Consider the following 21,198-nt stretch of genomic DNA (forward strand, 5'->3'; position numbering starts at 1 on the left):
CTGGAGCCGCCCCGGGGCACGGAGGTGGTCAGCCCTCGTCCTCCTCGTCCTCGAAGGCGTCGCCGATCTCGTCGACGACCTCCGCTGCGACCATCCCGCCGACGACGCCGACCGCGACACCCGCCGCGACGCCTCCGACGATCGCCGCGGTGCTCGGGCCGGAGCGCCGCCCGCCGCCGTGGTGCCCATCGTGCTCACCATGGCCGTAAGAGTCGTGTGCGCCGTAAGAGTCGTGTGCGCCGTGGGCGCCGTACGAGCCGTGCGAGCCGTAGGAGCCATAGGCGGTGCGCCGCTCGACGAGTCGGCGGATCCAGGCGTCGACCTCGGCGTTCCAGTCGCGGTGCTCGACGCCCTCATGGCCGACGGTGAAGAGCGTGAGGGCGTCCTCCCCCGAGGAGAAGAGCCCGCCGCGCTTGTCGGCCTCGAGGACCACGTCCATGCCGCCCGGGTTCGCCAGGAACGTCACTTCCAGCTCGTTGACGGCGTGGGCGTACTGGGGAGCCGGGGTGAGCTCGATCTCCTGGTAGAACGGCAGCCGCTGCCCGGTGCCGCCCACATGGCCCAGCTCCAGATCGGCGGACTTGAAGCCGAAGCCGAGCTGCCCCAGCGCTTCCAGAACGGCCTCCTGGACCGGCAGCGGGCTCACGGTCAGCTGGTCGAGGTCGCCCTTGTCCTTCGCGCCCGCGACCTCCAGCCCGGTGCGGACGCCGAGGATGATGCCCAGCGGCTGCCCGTACAGCTCGGTGATCGGCGTCTCCCAGGGCAGGTGGGCGGTGAACGGGAGGCTGCGGTGCTCGCCCTCGGCGAGCCGGAAACCGCCGCCGACGGTGAAGCGGTCGAAGAGGACGGCCCCTTCCCGCTCCTCGTCGCCGTGCTCGTCCTCCACCCGGGCCACGAGCTCCAGCGTGATCTGCTCGATCTCGAAGTCCGCCGTGCCGCCCCGGAGATGGACCTGACCGGTCAGCGGCCCGCCGGGGTGTACCGGGCCGGGGTCCAGCACCGTGTCCACGGTGGGCCCGCCGACACCGAGCGAGCCGAGCAGTCGTTTGAACACCATGGGGGCGTCCACTCCTTCAATGTGCGTACTGTCGCGTGTGCGTGGGGGTTACGGGCACGTGGGGGTTACGGGCGCGTGCGGCGGAGGACGGCGGAGGACGGCGGTCGGGCGACAGCGGGCCGTGCGCCGTGGAACGTTCGCGGCCGGTGGCACGTTCACCGTGCGTCCTCCCTCCGTGCTTCTACATGCATGTAGAAGCATAGGGGTGTGTGCCGCGCCGAGACGGTCCACCCCGGCGCGTTGGCGGCGGAAGTCCGAAAATGATCACTCGCGGGGCCGTGCCTCGTGAGGCCGTGCCTGGCGGGGCCGTGTCCTGTGAGGCCGTGCCGAGTGCCCTTCGGGCGGGGCATCGACGCGCAAGGTGCCGGCCACCGTGTCCGCGAAGGCGCGGGCCAGCGGCGGGAGTGCGTCCCAGCGGCGTGCGGCCCAGCCGACCGGCAGCGGCGGCAGCGCGGGGATCGGGACGAGCCGCAGCGGCCCCTCGTCCCCGGGCACCGGCAGCCCCGGCAGGGCGGGCACCACGGCGCGCCCCAGGCCGAGTTCGGCCAGCAGCAGGGCCGTGTCCCAGTCGGCGACGCTGGTGTCGGAACCGGCCCGTACGCCCAGCTCGGCCAGGGCCGCGTGGAGTTGCCCGCCGGAGGTGGAGTTCGGCGGCAGCCGTACGAGGGGGATCTCGGCGAGGTCGGACACCTCCACCCGCGACCGGGCCGCGAGCGGATCCCCGGCCCGCAGGGCGAGCACCCACGGCAGCTCGGCCACCGGCCGCTGCTCGACACCGCGCACCGGCCCGCCGAGCGTGATCCAGGCCAGGTCCGGATTGCCCGCGATGAGGGCGCCGAGACAGCCACGGCTGGAGCTCTCGGTCTGGAACTCCAGGTTCACCTTCGGATAGCGGCGGCGGAACGAGACGATCGCCTCGGCCATGAAGTGCCGTACGGTGGTGCTGCCGGTGGTGATCCGCACCGAACCGCTCTCCCCGTGCACCAGGTCCCCCAGCCGCCGCAGCGCCAGATCGAGCCCGGCGATCCCGTCGGCGGCGGCCTCGCACAGAATCCGTCCCGCCGGGGTCGGCACGACCCCGCGCGCCTGGCGCTCCAGCAGGCTGACGCCGGTCTCGCGTTCCAGCCGCTTCACCCGCTGGCTCACCGCCGACTGTGTGCAGGTCAGCTCCCGGGCCACGGCGCTGAGGCTGCCGGCCCGGCACACGGCCACGAACACCCGCAGATCGTCCAGAGTCATAACCTCCAAGGTAGAGCTTGGAGTTGGCGAGCAATCCCCAGGATTGACTGGGGTGGCCGGTGGTCGCGACGATCGTCGCAGGGCTCAGGCGGCAACCCGTACGGCGTCGGCACAAGGATCCGGACCGGGTGGGGGCGCGGTGCGGGTGCCGACCTGCCAAGCACCGAAAGGACACGACCTGTGCCTGCCGCTCCCCCTCCTGCCGCCGCCGACCGGGCCGTCACCCTTCTGCGCCGCCTCGGCGCCGCGCGCATCGCCCACCCAGGCGGCAGCACCCTCCTCGCCCACCTCCAGCGCGTACGCGCCCGGCTCGCCGCCTGGGGAGCCCGCCCGGAGCTCCAACTCGCCGGGCTGTGCCACGCGTTCTACGGAACCGACGGCTTCCCCGTCACCCTGCTGCCCCTCGGCCGCCGCGGCGAACTCGTGGCGGTGATCGGCGCGGAGGCCGAAGCCATCGTGTACCTCTACGCGAGCTGCGACCGGAAGGCCACCTGTCCGGCGCTCGGCGACACCGACGCGGTATTCCACGACCGCTTCACCGGCCGTGCGCACACCCCCGAACCCCGGCTGCTCCGGGACTTCGCCGAGCTGTCGGCCGCCAATGAGCTCGACCTCGCCCGCCTCGACCCCGCCCTGCGGGAGCGGCGCGGCCCCGAACTCCTCGCCCTGTTCACCCGCTTCCGCCCGCTGCTCAGCCGCCCGGCCTGGCTGGACGGCCATGCGATTCTCGCGTCGTCCCCGCTCGCGCGCGACTGAAGTGCCCCGCGAGTGAAGTGCCCTGCGGCTGAAGTGCCCCGCGACTGAAGTGCCTGCTCGGCGGGTGCGGCCCGCGGGCGCGGGTGTGATATCGCCGGGAGCGCGGGACCGCAAACGGCGCGCCGAACCGTTCACCTTTTCGGCTCGTTCTCGTCGTCGGCGCGCACCGGGCGGGATTTTGTGATCACGAATTGCCGGAAGCGTTTGCGCACGGTAATGGCTTGGTCAACTCCGTGGAGAGAACGAAACGATCTAGGAATTCCCCGTGAAGGAGATGACCGGATCGATGTCTTGACCGGAATCACGCCGAGCGCGGAAACTCAAATCGCACTCACGCATCAGGAGCCGCAAGCGACGTTCCGAACTCTGCGATACCGGTTTCGCGGGGGCGTGCGACCGGGGGAAGTGCAAGGAGAAAATGTGTGCGCGGCGGGAAATCCGCGCCAGTGATCTTCACTTCCCCTCCTCATCTCTTGATGCGCTGAAGAGAATGGAGGGGGAATGCCGACGCCCGCGGGCTATCCCGGTGTCTACATCGAAGAGCTTCCCAGCAGCGTCCGTACCATCGCCTCGGTCACCACTTCGGTGACCGCCTTCGTGGGCCACACCCGGCGGGGCCCGCTGAACACTCCGGTCCGCATCACCAGCTTCGCCGACTTCGAGCGCCGTTTCGGGGGCCTCACCTCGCAGAGCGCGGTCGGCTACGCGGTGCACCAGTTCTTCGGCAACGGCGGCACCGTGGCGGTCGTCGTCCGCGTGACCAAGGCCGGGACCGGCAAGGCCGCTTGCGTCACCCTCGAATCCACCGAGGGCCACAGCGAATGCCCGGTACTGGAGGTGCACGCCAAGGAGCCCGGCCACTGGGGCTCGGGCCTGCGGCTGGCCGTCGACCACGACACCCCGTGCCCGGAGGAGACCTTCAACCTCCATGTGCTCGACGCCCGGGGCGCCTCCCGCGAGTCCTTCACCAACCTGTCCATGGACCCCGCCCACGGCCGCCACGCCGAGACCGTGATCAACGCCGGGTCGGCCCTGATCCGGGTCAAGGCGGTCGGCGAGGGCCGGCCGGACCCCTCCGGCACGGTCTCCAAGCCGTTCGCGGAGGGACTCCCCGACCTCGAGGTCGAACTGACGGTCAAGATCGGCGAGGTGGAGCGCGCGTTCACCCTCTACGACCCGGACTGCGACGGCGAGGCCCCGTGCGACGTCACCGAGCTGGCCCTGCTCCTGGAGCGCAAGCTGCGCGCGCTGCCCGACGCCCCCGGCAAGCACGCCTTCGCGGGCACCGAGGTCACCGCGTTCGGCCGCCGCCTCCAGGTCGTCGCCGGTTCCATCGACCCCGACGACGTGGTGCGCTTCCTGGGCGAATGCGCCAATAACCTCGGTCTGGAGGCATCGGTCAACCCGCCCGTCTTCCCGCTGTCCGGCGGTGCGGACGGCGCCCCGCCCGGCCCCCGCGACCTCATCGGCAGCGAGGCGGACAAGACCGGCCTGCAGGCGCTGCGCGACATCGAGGACGTCAACCTGCTGTCGCTGCCCGAGCTCGCCGGATACGAGTCCGTTGGCGACATGGTCACCGTGCTGTCGGCGGCCGACCGGCTGTGCCGGGAGCGGCGGATCTTCCTGCTGGTCGACGCGCCCTCCGCCTGGGGCAGCGTGGACGCGGCCCGCGCCGGGATCGGCGCCTTCGAGCCGGTCCGCAGCGACCACGCCGCGCTGTACTTCCCGCAACTGCGGCTCACCGACCCGCTCACCGGGCGGCTGCGCGCCTTCCCGCCCTCCGGGGCGCTCGCGGGCGTCATGGCCCGTACGGACGGCGAGCGCGGCGTGTGGAAGGCACCGGCCGGGACCGAGGCCCGGCTGGCCGGGGTGTACTCACTCGCCGTCCAGCTGACCGACCGCGAGAACGGACTGCTCAACCCGCTGGGCATCAACTGCCTGCGCACGTTCCCGGTGGTGGGCCCGCTGATCTGGGGCGCCCGCACGCTGCGCGGCGCCGACGCGCAGAGCAGCGAATGGAAGTACGTACCGGTGCGGCGGCTGGCGCTGCATATCGAGGAGAGCCTGCGCCGCGGACTGCAATGGGTCGTTTTCGAACCCAATACGGAGCAGTTGTGGCAGCAGATCCGGCTGAACGCTTCCGGCTATCTCCACACGCTGTTCGAGAAGGGCGCGTTCAAGGGTGGCACTCCGCGTCAGGCGTACTTCGTCAAGTGCGACAAGGACACCACGACGGACGAGGACATCGCAGGCGGCATCGTGAATGTCGTGGTCGGTATTGCGCCGGTCAAGCCCGCGGAGTTCGTGATCGTCAAGATCCAGCAGATGGCCGGACAGTTCGAGATTTAGGAATGTGATGGCTGAGTTCCAGGTCAACGCCCATCGCTTCGACCCGTACAAGAACTTCAAGTTTCTGGTCCTCTGGGACGGCCGTACGGTCGCGGGCATCAGCAAGATCAGTCCGCTCAAGCGCACCACCGAGGTCGTCAAACACCGCAACGGCGGTGACCCCAGCTCGCCCCGCAAGTCCCCGGGCCGGTCCGAGTTCGAGGGGATCACCCTGGAGCGCGGCGTCACCCACGACCCCGAGTTCGACCGCTGGGCCAACAAGGTCTGGCAGGTCGGCGCGGGGCTCGGCGCCGAGGTCTCGCTCGCCGACTTCCGCAAGGACATCGTCATCCAGGTCCTCAACGAGGCGGGCCAGGTGGCCGTCTCGCACAAGCTCTACCGGACCTGGCCGAGCGAGTACCAGGTGCTCGGCGAGCTGGACGCCAACGCCAACGCGGTAGCGATCCAGAGCCTGAAGCTGGAGTGCGAGGGCTGGGAGCGGGACTACGAGGTGGCGGAGCCGGAAGAGCCCTCGTTCACGCACCCCGCGTAGGCGGGGGACCGGGGGACGGCGACGGTCACGGGTACGGGGAACGGCACGGTACGGGGAGTGGACGGCCTGAGAGATGGGGAACACGGGGCCCGCGGAACTGCTGGCCATCTGGGAGGCGGGGCTGGCGCACCACGGCCCCGGCCGCGCCCTGCTGCTGCACCGGGCGGCCCGCCCGGAGACCGCGGCGGACGAACTGCTGTCGCTGCCGGTGGGCGAGCGCGAGGCGGATCTGTACGCCCTGCGGCGCGCGCTCTTCGGCGAGCGGATGCAGATCCGGGCCGAGTGCGGTGCGTGCGGCGAGGCCATGGAGTTCGACCTCGACGCACGCGACCTGGGCGTGCGCTCGGGGGAGCAGGACGGCCCGCTCCGGGTGGAGGAGGGCGAGTGGACGGTCGAGTTCCGGCTGCCCACCGTCGCCGACGTGGAGGCCGCCGCGCAGGCGGCGGCCGAAGCGGACGGGCCCTTGGGCGCGGACGGGAACGTGGGCGAGGGCGTCGGCGAGGGCCAGGGCGAGGGCGCGGACGGGAACGTGGCCTCGGGCGAGGTCGAGGGCGCGGACGGGAACGTGGACTCGGGCGCGGACGGGAACCTGGACTCGGCCTCGGGCTCGCCCGGCGGCGAGGCCGAGCGAGAGCCCACCGCCGCCGCCCGCGCCCGCCGGGCCCTGCTCGTCCGCTGCATCGTCTCCGTGCACCGTTCGGGGCGGCCCGTCCCCGCCGACCGCCTCCCCGCGGCCGAACTGCCGGAGCCGGTGCAGCGGCGCCTCGCCGAGGCCGCCGAACGCGCCGACCCGGCGGTCGATGTGACGCTCAACGTCGCCTGCCCCGAATGCGGCGAGGCGACCCGGGCCGAGCTGGATATCGCCTCCTACCTGTGGGCCGAACTCGACCACTGGGCACGGGACCTGCTCCTCGACGTCCACCTGCTCGCCACCGCATACGGCTGGAGCGAGCCTCAGATCCTGGCGCTCAGCCCGCTGCGGCGCCGCTACTACCTGGAGCTCTGCGCAGATGGCTGACTACTTCGACCGGCTGCTCGCGCGGCACGCCCCCGTCCCCGTCCCCGTACCCGGGTCGGCGGCGGGCGGCGGCGTCGGCGACCGCCCGGTCCGGGTACGGCCGCGGCTGCCCGGCCCGTACGAGCGGATCGAGGCGCTGCGGGGGGAGTCGCCGCTGCCGGAGGAGCCCGCGCCCGCCCGGGTGTCCCCGCCCCCGGCGACCGACCGCCACCAGGAGGTGGTCCGGCACGACCGCGAGCTCAGGACCGACCGGCACACCGTCGTACGTGCCGAGCCCACACCGTACGAGGACGTGGAGCGGCACGCCGAACCCCCGTCCCCGGCACCGCTGTTGCTTCCCAGCACACAGATCACCGCCGGACCGAGCCTGGCCGCCCCCGACGCCCCCGCCGCCCGGTGGGGCGCCACGGCGTCCCCGGCACCCGACGCCACACCAGCTGCCGTCAGGCCCTCGACCGGCTTGCCGTCCCCGGACGGGTGGTCCGCGGTGGCCGCCGCGCCGCCGGCGCCCCGCGTGGCCGACCCCGCCCTGGGCCGCGAGGCCGCGCGCCTCCCCGCCGGGCGGCGCCGCGCCCGGCCCGCCCAGCGCACGGTGCACGTCCAGATCGGGCGGCTGGAGGTCACCGCCGCCGCCCCGCCCGGCGCCGACCGCACCACGGGCGCCCGCGCCGGAACGACCGGACGGCGCGCGCCCGCGCTGAGCCTGGAGGACTACCTGGCACGCGGCGAGAGGAGGGACTGACACCATGAGCAACGGACTCGCCTTCGCGACCGTCACCCAGGCCCTCGCACTGCTGATCGCGAACAATCTGCGGCCCGAGATCGACATCGCGGTCACGGTGGACACCCGGAGGCCCCCGGCGGAGCCGCCCACCGAACCCACCATCAACATCTTCCTCTACCAGGTCACCCCGAACGCCTCGCTGCGCACCACCGACCTGCCCACCCGTGCCTCGGACGGCACCCTGCTCAAGCGACCGGCCGCGGCCATGGATCTGCACTACCTGATCAGCGCGTACGGCGAGGAGTCCGAACTGGTCGGGCAACGCCTGATCGGCACCGTGGTACGCATCCTGCACGAGATCCCGATGCTGCCGAAGGACGTGATCGAGGAGGCCGCCCGGCGTCCGTACCTGACGGGCAGCGATCTGGCCGACGCGGTGCAGCGGGTGCGCTTCACTCCGACGCAGATGGACGTGGACGAGACCTCCAAGCTCTGGGGGATGCTCTACCAGACCCCGTATGTGCTGTCGGTCTGCTACCAGGGCTCGTTGGTGCTGATCGAGGGGCGCGAGCGCCCCGTCCCGGCGAAGCCGGTGGAGCGGTCCACGGTACGGGTACTGCCCTTCGGCGCCCCGGGAGCGCCGGAGCCACCCACCCTGCCGGGGGCGGAACGACCCGAGGAACCCGCCGAGACGGAGGCGTCTACTGAGGCGTCTACGGAGGTGTCGACGGAGGCCGAGACCCCGTCGCCCGTCCGGCCCGCCAAGAAGCGCCCCGCCGCCGCGAAGACGGCCGCTGCAAAGACCGCCAAAGCCGCCAAGTCCGCCGTCTCGCCCGCCCGTACCCGCAAGTCCACGCCCCGGCGCCGCGGCGGCCGCTCCGAGGACACGGAGAGCTGAGGCACACGGTGGGGCGGAAGGGGGCGGACGACACCATGGGCACGAGAGACGGCCGCGCATCGGCGGCCAGCGAGGCCAGTGCCAGCGCGGACGCCAGCGCGGACGCCATCGTGGCCGAGGACGGGCAGGCCCTGGCCGCCGCCGTCCAGGCCGTACTGGCCCGCGTCGACGCCCATGCGCGCCGCGCCACCGCCAACGGCTCCCGGCCCGGCGCCTCCGCACCCCGCGATACCGCCACCGTGGACGCGCCCGACACCCCCGACACCGCCGCCCAGCCGCCCCACACCGAAGCTCACGAGCAACACCACACCCACACCACCGCTCACGCTCACCCCGCCCCGAAGGCGATCCCCGGCCCCGCCACGCTCGACGCGCTCGTGGCCTGTTTCGGCCTCAGCGCCTTCGAGCGCCAGCTGGTTCTGCTGGCGGCGGCCGCCGAGCTGGACCCCACCGCCGCCGCGCGGTGTGCCGCCGCCAGCGGTGATCCGGCCCGTGCGTACCCCACCTTCTCGCTCGCACTCGCCGCGCTCGACGAGCCGCACTGGAGCGCCCTCACCCCCGTGTCCCCGCTCCGCCGCTGGCGGCTCATGGACCTCGACGACGAGACCCGGCTCACCACCTCCCGCCTCCGGATCGACGAGCGCATCCTGCACTTCCTGGCCGGATCGCCCTACCTCGACGCCCGGCTGCACGGACTGCTGCGCCGTGCGCAGCCCCCGCGGACCCTGCCCCCCTCGTACGAACGGGCGGCGGACCGGGTGGCCGCGGGCTGGAACGAGTCCCGTCCGGAGGCCCCGCTGCGGGTGGAGCTCGTCGGCGGCGACCTGACCACCCGTACGGACATCGCCGCCGCGGCCGCCCGCCGCACGGGGCTCGCGCTGTACGTCATGGCCTCGGACGACGTTCCCACCGCCGCGGCCGAACGCGACCGCCTCGCCCGGCTCTGGCAGCGCGAGGCCGTGCTGCTGCCCGCGGCGCTCCTGCTGGAGGCCGGTGAGATGGACCGGGAGCAGACCGCCGCCACGGACGCGTTCATCGACGACGCCGCCGTGCCCCTCGTCGTCTCCAGCGAGGACCCGCGCCGGACCGGCCGCCCGCGTGGCGAGCGCGTCGCCGTGCCGGGGCTGGACGACAGTGAACAACTCGCTCTCTGGGCGGACGCCTTCGCCGATATCCCGCGGATCGAGGAGGCCCATCTGCGGTCGCTGGTCGCCCAGTTCCAGCTGCCGCCGCACATCATCCGCTCCGCGGCCGCCGCCGTACGCCGTGACCTCCCCGACACGGGCACGGACTCGGGCACGGACTCGGACTCGGGCGCGGGCGCGGGCGCGGACTCGGGCATGGACGCACTCGACCCCACCGAACTCGCCTGGCGCGCCGGGCTCATCGAGGCCCGCATCGGCCTGGACGAGCTGGGCCGGCGGATCGAACCCGAGGCCGCCTGGGACGATCTGGTGCTCGCCGACCACCAGGCGCGGATCCTGCGCGAGGTCGTCGCCCACGTACGGCAGCGCGCCACCGTCCACCAGGAGTGGGGCTTCGCCGCGACACTCCGCCGCGGCCTGGGCGTCACGGCCCTCTTCGCGGGCGGCTCCGGCACCGGCAAGACCCTCGCCGCCGAGGTGATGGCCAACGAACTGGGCCTGGACCTCTTCATCATCGACCTCTCCCAGGTGGTCAGCAAATACATCGGCGAGACCGAGAAGAACCTGCGCAAGGTCTTCGACGCAGCCGAGCGCGGTGGCGCACTGCTGCTCTTCGACGAGGCGGACGCGCTGTTCGGCAAGCGCAGCGAGGTCAAGGACAGCCACGACCGGTACGCCAACCTGGAGGTCAGCTATCTGCTGATGCGCATGGAGGCGTACCGGGGCCTGGCCATCCTCACCACCAACATGAAGAAGGCCCTCGACCCGGCCTTCATGCGCCGGATCCGCTTCGTCGTGGACTTCCCCTTCCCCGGCGAGAGCGAGCGCGCCGAGATCTGGCGCCGGGTGCTCCCCGCGCGGGCGCCGACGAAGGACATCGACCCCGAACGCCTCGCCCAACTCACCGTGGCGGGCGGCTCGATCCGCAACATCGCGCTCTCCGGCGCCTTCCTCGCCGCCGAGGAGGGCGACCGCCTCCAGATGCGCCACATGCTGGCGGCGGCGCGCACCGAGTACCAGAAGCTGGACCGTTCGCTCACACCCTCGGAGGTCACCGGATGGGTCTGAACGAACGGATGGGCCCGAACGAGCGGCCAAGCGCGGTCCAGGTGGACATCGGCGAGCTGACGCTGACCGGCTTCGGCGCCGGGCTCGACCCGGACCGGGTCTCGGCGGCGTTCCAGACCGAGCTGGCCCGGCTGGTGCGGGAGCGCGGCGTACCGCTGGCGGCGACCGGCGAGGGCACGGCGATCGAGGCCCTGTCCGGCCTGCCCCCGCTCCCCGCCACCACCTCCCCGGCCCGGCTGGGCGAGGCCCTGGCTCGGGCCGTGCACGCGGGCCTGTCCGGAAGGGGGCGGGAGGAGACATGAGCAACGCACCGTCCACCACCCAGGACGACCGCGCGTCCCAGTCCGCCAAGCGCCGCAAGCGCAAGGAGCGGACCGGCAAGGCCCGTACGCCCGAACCCAAGGACATCGTCAGCGGCGCCGGACAGCCCCTCGACCCGAGCGTCCGGCGCGACCTCGAAGAGCAGCTCGGCCACGACCTCGGCCAGGTCCGTCTGCACACCGACCGCGACGCGGGCCACCTCACCGAACTGCTGGGCGCAGACGCGGTGGCGGTCGGCCAGGACGTCTTCTTCCGCGAGAACACCTACCGCCCCGGCACGACGGAGGGCCGCCGCCTCCTCGCCCACGAACTGCTCCACACCGTCCAGAACCCCCACGGCCTCGGCACCCTGCGCGCGGGCCGCGACCTGGGCGCGGTGAGCCTGCCCCAGGACGCGATGGAGCGCGAGGCGGAGGGTACGGCGCGGGAGCTGGCACGCGGCGGGCAGCCGGACACCGAGACGGAGCCGCGGACGTCCGCGACCCCGGGCTGGCTCCGCTACGCCACGGTCGACGCCGACCGCGACCGCATGGAGAAGCTCGACCCGGCGACCCTGGTCGACCGCCTCGCCAACAGCGTCGTCCGCTCCCTGCGCGGCGATCCGGAGGACCGCTCCAAGCGCACCCGTACGCAGCTGGCGCGGATGCCGGACGAGGTGCAGGACGCCGTCCTCGACCGGCTGGAGAGCAGGCTCCTCAGCTCGGAGCACGAGCGGGTGCTCGACTTCGTCGACGAGATCGAGGCGGACGACAACCTGGAGCAGGAGTCGCCGGCCGCCCCGGGCGTCGAGCCGGACCCGGTCGAGGAACTGCTGTTCGAGCGCGAGACGCGGCGGCGGAGGGCGGCGGAGCGCCGCGAGGAGGAGCAGCGCCCGGCGCCCGCGCCGGGTCCGGAGAAGGACGAGCCAGCGGGGGAGGGCGCGCCGGGCAGCACGCCGCGGAACGGCGGGGGCGCGCCCGAGAAGGCGGGCCGGGGCGGGAGCCAGGAGCAGCGGCCGGGCGCCGACGCGGAACGCGAGGGCGGAAGCCCTTCGCCGGATGGGAAGTCCGGGGGCGGGCAGCAGGACGGCGAGACGAAGGCCGAGAGCTCCGAGAAGGGCAAGGAAGGAAAGGAAGACAAGGAGGGCGAGGGGGAAGGGAAGGAAGGGCAGGAGCGGCAGGGCGTCGCGACGCCGAGCGAGGAGGAGTCGGCGGCCAAGAACCGTCCGGGCGCGGTCGATTCGCTCGTGGCGGGTCAGCAGCTGAAGCAGCAGGACAAGCGGGGCGCGGACAAGCCCACCGGTTCGCCGACGGTGTCCGGCAAGGACACCCTGTCGTCCGGCGCGTTCTCCACGCTCGACGGCGTGCGTGCCCAGGATCTGGACGTTCCGGAGGAGCGAGCCGAGGAGGATCCGTTCGGCTCCGGCAGCGACTCGGAGGTCGAGGTCGGGGGCGAGGAGAAGAGCGCCTGGGACATCAAGCTCCAGCCGGAGGACTTCCTGCCGGAGCAGGACCTCGACGTGTCCGGCATACCGACCGCGGACACGCTCGACGCCGCCTCGTCCGCCACCCCTCCCGCCCCGTCGTTTCCCGCCCCACCCGTGACCAAGGCCGACAAGGTGCAGGCCGAACGGGACGCGGAGGACGCCGAGGACGAGTCGGAGGACGCCGAACCCGAGGAGGACGCCGCCGACTCGGCCGCCGACCCCGAGACCTCGGCGGCGGCGGACGACGGCGCGGCGGCCGCAGGCGACGGGCTTGACGGTCTCGCCGTGGAGCAGGCCGCCGAGAGCCGACCGGGACCGGCCGTGACACGCGACCCGAAGAGCGGCGCCGACCCCAAGGACGGGCCCGTCGTCGCCCAGACGACGGTGCAGGAGGCCGAGGGCAGGTCCGGGGACGGCAGCGAAGCCACGGAACAGGCCGCGAAGGAGGAGAAGGGCACCTCCGCCGGGGGTGACGGGTCCGGCGGTGCGCAGGAGAAGGCGACCCAGCAGGCGGTGGGCGGTCAGGCGGCGCAGGAGCCCGCGGCCAAGGCGGAGCAGAAGAAGGCGGACGCGGCGCCTGCGGCCAGGAGCGAACCCACGGCGGACGCCAAGTCCCCCTCACCCGCGCGGGACACCCAGGTCACGGGCGGGTCCAACGCGGATACGCCCGGCGAGGCGAGCAGCGGGGCGCAGAGCGAGCAGGGCGCGCCGGTGGAGCGTACGGAGTCTTCGGCGGCGGAGTCGGCGCCGTCCACCCCGGAACCCAAGAAGACCCCGGAACCCAAGAAGACCGCCGAGCCCAAGAAGACCGCCGAGCCCGAGCAGACCGCTCAGCCCGCGGCGCCCAAGTCGGCACCGACAGCCAAGGCATCACGCGGTGGCGGTGGCGGTGGATCCCGAGCCGGTGGTGGGGGAGGCGGTGGCGGCGGCAAGGCGTCCGCCCCCGCCAAGGGCAAGAAGAAGGACTCCGGACCGGCCCCGAACCTCTCCCAAGTGTCCCCGGAAGCGGGCCTGTCCACCGCCTCGAAGCTCAAGCCCCATGTGGCGCTGCAGGCCATGACCGGTGTGAGCGGCTCGGTCGACCGCACCGTCGGCGACGAACACCAGGCCCTCGCCGCCGCCCCGCCCTCGATGCAGCGCCCGGCGGGTGCCCCGCAGACCCTCCATGGCAAGCCGAAAACCGATGCCCCGGCCCAGTACTCGCAGGATCCGGCCCAGAAGTCCGAGGCGCCGGAGAAGGAAGACGCCAAGGTCGCGGGCGCCAAGGAGCCCGAGGGCCAGATCGAGGCGGAGAAGGCCGAGGAGCCCGACGGCTGGGACACCTTCAAGATGGCCCTGGGCTTCATCGGCGGCAAGATCGTGAACGGGGTCGCGAGCCTCTTCGGCGCCGACAAGCCCGTGGTGGACCCGCAGGCGCTGGCCGCGAAGTTCGCCGGGCTGCCGACCAAGGACGAAGCGCTCAAGCAGGCCCAGGCGGGCAACGCGCCGGGCGTGCAGCTGCGGGGTGCCGCCGACCAGACGGCCGGTGAGCAGGGCTCGGCCGTCGACACCAAGGGCCAGGAGACCGTGGCGACGGGCCGCGACGACGCGGGCCGGGGGATGGGCGAGGACCAGGTCTACCCCAACGCTCCCAAGGAGCAGATGTCGGCCAAGGTCCCCGGGCAGCAGGGTGGCGGGGGCGGCGGTGCGCCCGGGGGCGGCGCGACGACGGGGGCCGTGCCTCCCGAGGCCGCGTCGGAAGTGGCCGAGCACGAACGCGGACCGCAGTTCCAGGCGGCGTTCACCGACGGCCACAAGAGCATGTCCGAGGGGCGGCAGACCAAGGACCGCGACTTCCGGGACGGTCAGCAGAACCACAAACGGCAGGTCGACGCCGAGGTCGCGGCCAATACGAAGAGCCAGGCGAGCGAGCGCGAGAAGGCGATGACCGAGGTCACCGCCAAGCGTCAGGACTGGCGCACGGAGCAGGACAAGGAGCTTCAGTCACTCGGCGACAAGAAGACCGACCGCCACGAGAAGATCCGCAAGGACGTCAAGGACAAGGAAGAGCAGACCGACAAGGACGTCGACAAGGAGAAGGACGACAGCGACAAGAAGATCCAGGACAAGGGCGACCAGGCCGAACACGATGCCGAGAAGAAGCGCGACGACAGCGTCGAGGAATCGGGCAACTGGGTCAGCAAGGCCTTTGACTGGATCAAGGACAAGGTCATCGAGATCAAGAACGCGATCGTCCGCGTCATCAGGGAGGCGCGGGACGCGGTCATCGGGTTCATCAAGAACTTCAAGGAGACCGTCGAGCGCTGGATCAACGACGCCCGTAAGGCGATCGTCGATGCGATCAAGAACTTCATCAATGACCTGATCGAATTCGCCAAGGCGATGGTGCGGGCCGTCATCGACCTGGCCAAGCGCATCCGGAACTTCGTCACCGGCCTGATCAACGCCGCGATCGCGCTGGTCAACAAGCTCGCCACCATGCTCAAGCAGGCCATCACCGACCTGCTGAACGCCCTCGGCAAGCTGCTGAGCAGCATCCTTGACGTCCTGAAGAAGATGCTGCTGGACGTGGTCAAGGCCGTCGTGGACGCGGTCAAGGCGGTCCTGGACTTCGCGTCCAAACTGCTGGGCGCGCTCGGGGAGTTCATGCTCGTCGCGGTCGACTTCCTCTCCGACCCCGGCGGCTGGCTGAGCGGGGCGAAGAACTCGGCGGTGGACGGTGCGAAGAACCACCTCTTCCGCGAGGTGAAGTCGGCCGTCAAGGACTGGTTCCAGTCCAAGATCCAGGAGATTATCGGCGTCCCCAAGGCCATCCTGGACAAGCTGTTCAAGGGCGGCTTCACGCTGGAGCAGATCGTCAAGGAGACGTGGGACGCGATCGTCCCCCAACTCCCTCTGATCATCGGCGAGATCGTCATCACGAAGGTCATCGCCAAGCTGATCCCGGGAGCGGGCTGGGTGATGGCCGTCATCGACGCCATCCGCACGGCCATCGGCGCGCTCAGCGAGATCCTGCGCGCGATGGGCGCGGTCCTCGACTGGCTGAAGGCCGTCCGCATGGGCGGCGCGGGCATCCTCTTCGCGAAGGCGGTCGCGGCGGGCATCGTGGCGCTCCTCGAATTGGCCTACGAGGCGCTGCTGTCCGGTATTGGCAAGTACGTGGCGAAGGTGGGCCGGCGCTTCAAGAACATCGCGGCGAAGCTGGGCCAGGGGAAGGGTGGCAAGGGCGGGGCGGGCGGGAAGGGCGGCGCTGACGGGGAGGGCGCGGACGGTCGGGGCAGCAAGCCGAAGCCCGACGAGAAGCCCGGACCACCGACCTCACCGAAAACAACGACGCACCCGACGCCAACGGCCACGAAGCCGAAACCGGGTGCCGAACCAGCACCCAAGAAGCCCACAACGCAGCCGCAGACCAAACCAACGAAGGCCGACACCCCCGGCAGGCCCAAGACAACACCCGACACCAAGACCCCGGCCCCCACGACGAAGGACAACAACGGCAAGCCCAAGCCCGAGGAAGACCGCCCGGACACCCGCCCGACCCCATCCCCGAAACCCAAGCCCAAGCCGGAACCCCCGGCGAAGCCGAAGCCCGAGCCGCAGACACAGCCCAAGCGGGATAAGGACGACAAAACCCCGGACACCCCCAAGGACGACAAGGGCCCCGAGGACAGGCCGAAGAACGACGACAAGCCCTCGACCAAGGACCCCAAGGACCCCAAGGACCCCAAGGACCCCAAGGACCCCACCAAGCCCAAGCCCGACAAGGACGATCCGACCAAGCCCAAGCCCAAGCCCGACAAGGACGGCGACAAGCCAGGTCCCCGAAAGCCCAAGCCCGACAAGGACGGCCCCGGCAGGCGGCCGAACAAGAAGGGCCCCAACAAGCGCAAGCCCCATCCCAACAAGAGCGGCCCGGGTAGGCCCAAGTCCAAGCCGGACAAGGACAAGCAGAAGAAGGACGAGAACTCTGGGGGCGCCAAGCAGAAGAGACTGAACAACGCAGTGGAGCGAATCCGGGCGATTCTCAAGAAGCTGCTACGACCTGGGCTTGCACAGGCGCTTCACCGCGTCACCCTTTTAGTCCTCCGACGGTGGTATCGGCTTGCCTCTCTGGAACGGCGTGGTGGTCGCGGCCATTTTGAGGACCACGCGAGGCTGAATCCTCCGGACAAGGTGATCGACGGAGTCCCTGACTCGAAAGCGAGGACGGACTACCTGGAGGAACAGAAGCTCCCGGATCCCAAAATAACCAAGCGTGCGGAAGACCCACTTCCCGCCACGGTCGCTGATTATATGAAAGGTGTCCCGAACATCTCTCGAAAGAAGACTGAGGGGGAGTTTCTCAGCAAGGTGGTCAAGGGTACGGGCGAGAAGCCGAACTTGGCAGAAGATGGTCAACCGCTCGGTTGGCAGTACGTCCTGCACAAGCACATGACAAAGGGAACCGCCTGGGTGCGTATGCATCTTCTGCCAGAAGCTCTCGGAGGGTTGGCGGGCGGAAACAATCTGGTGCCCGCTAGAAGTCAGCAGACCAACCTCACCTTTTACCGGGAGATCGAAGGAGACGCCTACGAGTGCATCCCGGATACGGAGAGAATGATTTGGTACGAGTCGGAGGCGCAGTTCGGTTATGCCGACTTCCCGGGGTTCCCGAGTTATATCAAGTCGTCCTACGGAACGTATACGCATAAGAGAGGGACGGGTCGGGCCCCTCGTGACTGGGATAAAGATGAAGACGCGAAAGACACGTATTCCCAGCCGAATATACCCAAGCCGGATCCTGCCGAACACGGAAAACTGCCGATTAATAGCGCGGGCGCGGAGACGATAAGGAACTTCCTCGGTCAAGAGACGCTGACGGAAAGAGCAGCCAGGTATCTGGCAGGGCTCACGGGTGATGGTGCGCGCTACACCCGCGACTCCGAGAACAACAAGGTGCCCATTCCTCGCCAGGTCTTCCATAACCCGAAAGATATAGAGAGGTTCATGTTTGATCTGCAAAAGAACAAGAATCTGAAGGAATCCTTCAAGCTGGCGAACATTGTGCGCATCATGAAAAAGATTCGTGCGCGGAAGCGAGACATCCTGTGGGATGCTCCGTTTGAAAATTCTCGAAACTGAGGGGCTCTTGAAATGTCTGACACTCCTTCGTCTTACGAGGTTCGCGTCGCCGCCTCCATGCAAGCCTTGTCCGACAGTGCATTTTTCCGCTTGGGGGATCACAGCATCTCACCTCTTTCCGGGGTCCGGACGGATACAGGGAGCGCGGCTCGTGAGATGTCACGTATGTCGGGGTTCCCTCTGGATGGGGTCGATCGGTTGTTTCTCGGCGCTGACGAGATCCATGCCATTTGGCGTTCGGTGGAGGGACCGCTCATCGTGGGGGAGTTCTGCCTTGTGCATCTCCACAAGAGCTTTACTGGTGATGAATTCCCTCCCGATGACCCGACTCTTCCCGCGTCCGACTATTCAAAGCTGGGGGCGCTCAAAGTCATCGACAGTGAACCGCACAGCGGATCAGGCAGTGTGACCGGAATGTATATGACAGAAAGTGCTCAACATGAGATTTGGTTCTACGACGCAGGGCTTCACCGACTGGAGCGGCTGGACCTGGATTACCTCGCATACCTCGACGCTGTACTCGTGACCAAGGGCACCTGTGGTTGGCAGTACCTCTTCGCGGATGTCGACCTCAACACGACAGAACTGCACACCACCGCCGCTGACCTCAACGTCATGCTGGAGAAGTTTCCAGAGCAATTCCCGGAATACGACTACGAGCCCCTGCGGCAGAGGCTGGAGGCCCGCCTGTGACCCGCTACCCCGACATCCCCAAACCCATCCGCTCCGGAATCGTCCTCGTCGACCCCGAGCGGGGGACACCGCAGCGCATCATCATCCTCCAGTTCAATCCGGACGCGCTGGAGCGGTCATTGGCTCCCCAATCCGCCGGAGACCAAGCCGACAGCGGCGGAGGCGGCAGCGGAAGTGGGGACAAGAACGAGGCGCTCCGCCTCAAGGGTCCGGCGCAGGAGACGTGGAAGTTCACCGCGGAGATCGACGCGACCGATCAGTTCGAGGTGGCCGCGCCCGACGGGATACACCCGCAGCTCGCGACGCTCGAGATGCTCGTACAGCCGACCACCGCCAAGTTGCGGGAGGCCATGCGGCTCTCCAAGAAGGGGACCATCGAGATCAGTCCCATCGAGATGCCGCTGACCCTCTTCACCTGGGGAAGCAAGCGGGTCATGCCGGTTCGTATCACCGAGTTGTCCATCAATGAATCGGCGTTCGACGTCAACCTCAACCCCATCCGCGCCTCCCTCAGCATCGGACTGAAGGTGCTCACCGTGAGCGATCTGCCCGCCGGCCACCGTGGCGCCGAGCTCTATCTCGCGCATCTCGCGCAGAAGGAGCGGCTCGCGGCGGCGGCCCGCGGAGGCGCGCTCAGCGCGTTGGGGTTGAACAGCGGGGACATCGGGCTGGGGAGGGTGTAGAAGCAGATGGCCGGGTCACAGCCACAGCCGCAGCCTTACGAGAGTGCGCTCGACGCGATTCCGGGGTCGCACCCCTACCCCCGCTCCAGCCGCTACCACGACGCCGAGATCGGGATCCACACCCAACCCGACGGCACCCCCGTCCGCTACGTCAAGCGGCGGCTGCTGCCGCCCCTCGGCGCGGCGGACGAGGACACCGCCACCCACATCGCGGGCCGCCACACCGTCAGCAGTGGCGAGCGCCCCGACCACCTCGGTCAGCGCTACTTCGGCGACCCCGCCGCCTGGTGGCGGATCGCCGACGCCAACCCCGTCCTCGACCCACGCGAGCTGACCGCCGAGCCGGGCGAGGAGATAGAGATCCCGAACGGGTTCCCGGGCGGAGGCGGTGGGCGCCATGGCTGATGAGCCCGTCGGGCAGGGGCCCATCCACCTCGAATTGCGGATGGGGCCCAAGCTCACCCGGCCGGTGCCCCCCGAGGTCACCGAGGCGCTGTTGTCCGCGCAGATCACCACGACCGCGGGTGAACGCGGCGGCTTCCAGATGGCGTTCGACCTCACCAAGAAGGGCGCGATCATCGATCGGCTGCTCCCCGAGGGGTTCTTCGACCCCCGCACCCGCGTCATCGTCACGGCCGCCGTCAAGGGCACGCCGATCGTCCTCCTCGACGGGCTCATCGTGCGGCACGAGGTGGGGGCCAGCAATCAGCCCGGACAGACGACCCTCACCGTCACCGGCGAAGACCTCACCCTCCTCATGGACCTCGAGGAGCGGACCGACCGCTATCCCAACCTCCCGCCCTTCAAGCGCGTCGGCCGCATCCTCTCGAAGTACACCGACTACGGGATCGAGGCCGACGTCATCGAGGAGAAGATCCTCCAACCGCCCAACGCACAGCGCCGCGTGGACTACCAGACCGGCACCGACCTCCAGTACGTCACCGATCTCGCCCAGGCCAACGGCTATGTCTTCTACCTCATCCCCGGGCCCGTCGCCGGGGTCTCCACCGCCTACTGGGGGCCCGAAAAGCGCATCGGCACGGCCCAGCACGCCCTCACCGTCAACATGGACGTCAACTCTACCGTCGACCAGCTGACGTTCGCCTACGACGGGACCGCCCGCGAGGAGCCCCAGGCCCGTGTGCAGGACCCCGCCACCCGCACCTCCACCCTCCTCGCCCAGCCGGACATCAGCCCCCTCCGGCCGCCCCTCGGCAAACGGGCCACCCCGGCCCTCAAGCGCAAGACACTCTCCGGCACCGCCAAGAAGGACCGGGCGCAGGCCGAGGCCGAAGCCCTGGCGAGGGCCGCCACCACCGCCGACGCCATCTCCGGTTCCGGTTCGCTCGACGTCAACCGGCACGGGTACATCCTCCAGCCGCGCCAGCTGGTGGGGGTCCGGGGTGCCGGGCGCACCTATGACGGGGAGTACTACGTCAAGTCCGTCACCCACAATCTCCGGCCCGGCTCTTTCCAGCAGAACTTCACCCTCACCCGCGAAGGGCTCATCGCCCGGAGCGACACCGTTCGGCCCTGAGCCATGGAACAAGAGGAAAGGATCAGGAGCCCCTATGGCGGCCACACCCAACAACCGCTTCCTCGGCAAATTCCGGGGCCGGGTGCGGGACAACCAGGACCCGCTCGGCATCGGCCGGATCACCGTCGAGGTGCCCGATGTCCTCGGCGACGAGCCGTCGACCTGGGCCATGCCCTGCTTCCCCTTCACCGGGGATCAGCAGCGGCCCGCCGGGCAATACGTCGTGCCGTCCGTCGGGGCCGGGGTGTGGGTGGAGTTCGAGCAGGGGGACCCCAGCTTCCCCATCTGGACGGGGTGCTGGTTCGGGGCCAGGGAGCAGCTCCCGGAGGACGCGCGGACCGATCCGGCGACCGCGCACCCCGTGGTGATCCAGACGCCCGGGAAGCACAAGATCGTGATGTCCGACGTTCCGGCCGAGGGAATTCTGCTGCAGGCGCCCGGCGGCGCGTTCATACGGATCGACGCGACCGGAGTGCACATCGACAACGGCCAGGGGGCTTCCGTTTCCCTGGCCGGTGACCAAGTCGACCTGAATCAGGGCCGGTTGACCGTGCCCAAGAAGCGATAGCCAGCAGCAACGGGGAGGGAC

General features: G+C 70.3%; 16 protein-coding genes. 14 read left to right on the forward strand and 2 right to left on the reverse strand.

The window, feature by feature from the left end; translation table 11 throughout:
• Window positions 1–28: 28 nt before the first annotated feature.
• Complete coding sequence (locus J2Z30_RS06305; protein WP_044579499.1) at window positions 29–1,057, reverse strand: sporulation protein; 1,029 nt, start codon at window positions 1,055–1,057, stop codon at window positions 29–31.
• Between the two features lie 264 nt (window positions 1,058–1,321).
• On the reverse strand, window positions 1,322–2,296 hold the full coding sequence (locus J2Z30_RS06310; RefSeq protein WP_078957101.1) for a LysR family transcriptional regulator: 975 nt from the start codon (window positions 2,294–2,296) through the stop codon (window positions 1,322–1,324).
• A gap of 180 nt (window positions 2,297–2,476) precedes the next feature.
• Here J2Z30_RS06310 and J2Z30_RS06315 point away from each other — a divergent pair, with 180 nt between their 5' ends.
• The 14 genes from J2Z30_RS06315 (at window position 2,477) to J2Z30_RS06380 (ending at window position 21,177) form a co-directional block, all read left to right on the forward strand.
• Window positions 2,477–3,052: a DUF6817 domain-containing protein gene (locus J2Z30_RS06315; RefSeq protein WP_044579501.1), complete on the forward strand. Its 576-nt coding sequence runs from the start codon at window positions 2,477–2,479 to the stop codon at window positions 3,050–3,052.
• A gap of 501 nt (window positions 3,053–3,553) precedes the next feature.
• Window positions 3,554–5,401 carry a phage tail sheath C-terminal domain-containing protein gene (locus J2Z30_RS06320; RefSeq protein ID WP_044579502.1) on the forward strand — a complete coding sequence of 616 codons (1,848 nt, stop codon included), beginning with the start codon at window positions 3,554–3,556 and terminating at the stop codon, window positions 5,399–5,401.
• A gap of 7 nt (window positions 5,402–5,408) precedes the next feature.
• Window positions 5,409–5,933, forward strand: coding sequence for a phage tail protein (locus tag J2Z30_RS06325; RefSeq protein WP_044579504.1), 525 nt, complete (start codon window positions 5,409–5,411; stop codon window positions 5,931–5,933).
• Window positions 5,934–6,006: 73 nt separating this feature from the next.
• Window positions 6,007–6,951 (forward strand): T4 family baseplate hub assembly chaperone, encoded by a 945-nt coding sequence (locus J2Z30_RS06330; RefSeq protein ID WP_044579506.1) that lies wholly within the window; start codon window positions 6,007–6,009, stop codon window positions 6,949–6,951.
• Window positions 6,944–7,693: a hypothetical protein gene (locus J2Z30_RS06335; RefSeq protein WP_052701770.1), complete on the forward strand. Its 750-nt coding sequence runs from the start codon at window positions 6,944–6,946 to the stop codon at window positions 7,691–7,693. The genes J2Z30_RS06330 and J2Z30_RS06335 overlap by 8 nt, the downstream gene beginning before the upstream one ends.
• Window positions 7,694–7,697: 4 nt before the next feature.
• Window positions 7,698–8,573: a Pvc16 family protein gene (locus J2Z30_RS06340; protein ID WP_044579508.1), complete on the forward strand. Its 876-nt coding sequence runs from the start codon at window positions 7,698–7,700 to the stop codon at window positions 8,571–8,573.
• A gap of 35 nt (window positions 8,574–8,608) precedes the next feature.
• On the forward strand, window positions 8,609–10,786 hold the full coding sequence (locus J2Z30_RS06345; RefSeq protein WP_044582361.1) for an ATP-binding protein: 2,178 nt from the start codon (window positions 8,609–8,611) through the stop codon (window positions 10,784–10,786).
• The gene (locus tag J2Z30_RS06350; RefSeq protein WP_107073422.1) at window positions 10,777–11,088 is read left to right on the forward strand and encodes a hypothetical protein; all 312 of its coding nucleotides are present in this window, start codon (window positions 10,777–10,779) and stop codon (window positions 11,086–11,088) included. The genes J2Z30_RS06345 and J2Z30_RS06350 overlap by 10 nt, the downstream gene beginning before the upstream one ends.
• Window positions 11,085–17,696 (forward strand): eCIS core domain-containing protein, encoded by a 6,612-nt coding sequence (locus J2Z30_RS06355; RefSeq protein ID WP_245387692.1) that lies wholly within the window; start codon window positions 11,085–11,087, stop codon window positions 17,694–17,696. The genes J2Z30_RS06350 and J2Z30_RS06355 overlap by 4 nt, the downstream gene beginning before the upstream one ends.
• 12 nt (window positions 17,697–17,708) lie before the next feature.
• A complete protein-coding gene (locus J2Z30_RS06360) occupies window positions 17,709–18,389 on the forward strand; it encodes a hypothetical protein (protein ID WP_209468582.1) in 681 nt (226 codons plus the stop codon).
• Window positions 18,386–19,072: a hypothetical protein gene (locus J2Z30_RS06365; RefSeq protein WP_044579509.1), complete on the forward strand. Its 687-nt coding sequence runs from the start codon at window positions 18,386–18,388 to the stop codon at window positions 19,070–19,072. Before J2Z30_RS06360 ends, J2Z30_RS06365 begins: the two co-directional genes overlap by 4 nt.
• A gap of 6 nt (window positions 19,073–19,078) precedes the next feature.
• Entirely contained in the window at window positions 19,079–19,477 is a 399-nt protein-coding gene (locus J2Z30_RS06370) for a LysM peptidoglycan-binding domain-containing protein (RefSeq protein ID WP_044579511.1), read from the forward strand.
• Window positions 19,470–20,609, forward strand: coding sequence for a hypothetical protein (locus tag J2Z30_RS06375; RefSeq protein ID WP_044582365.1), 1,140 nt, complete (start codon window positions 19,470–19,472; stop codon window positions 20,607–20,609). Before J2Z30_RS06370 ends, J2Z30_RS06375 begins: the two co-directional genes overlap by 8 nt.
• Window positions 20,610–20,643: 34 nt before the next feature.
• Complete coding sequence (locus tag J2Z30_RS06380) at window positions 20,644–21,177, forward strand: phage baseplate assembly protein V (RefSeq protein ID WP_044579514.1); 534 nt, start codon at window positions 20,644–20,646, stop codon at window positions 21,175–21,177.
• Window positions 21,178–21,198: the final 21 nt, after the last annotated feature.

It is taken from the genome of Streptomyces iranensis (assembly GCF_017874715.1).
Lineage (GTDB): Bacteria > Actinomycetota > Actinomycetes > Streptomycetales > Streptomycetaceae > Streptomyces > Streptomyces iranensis.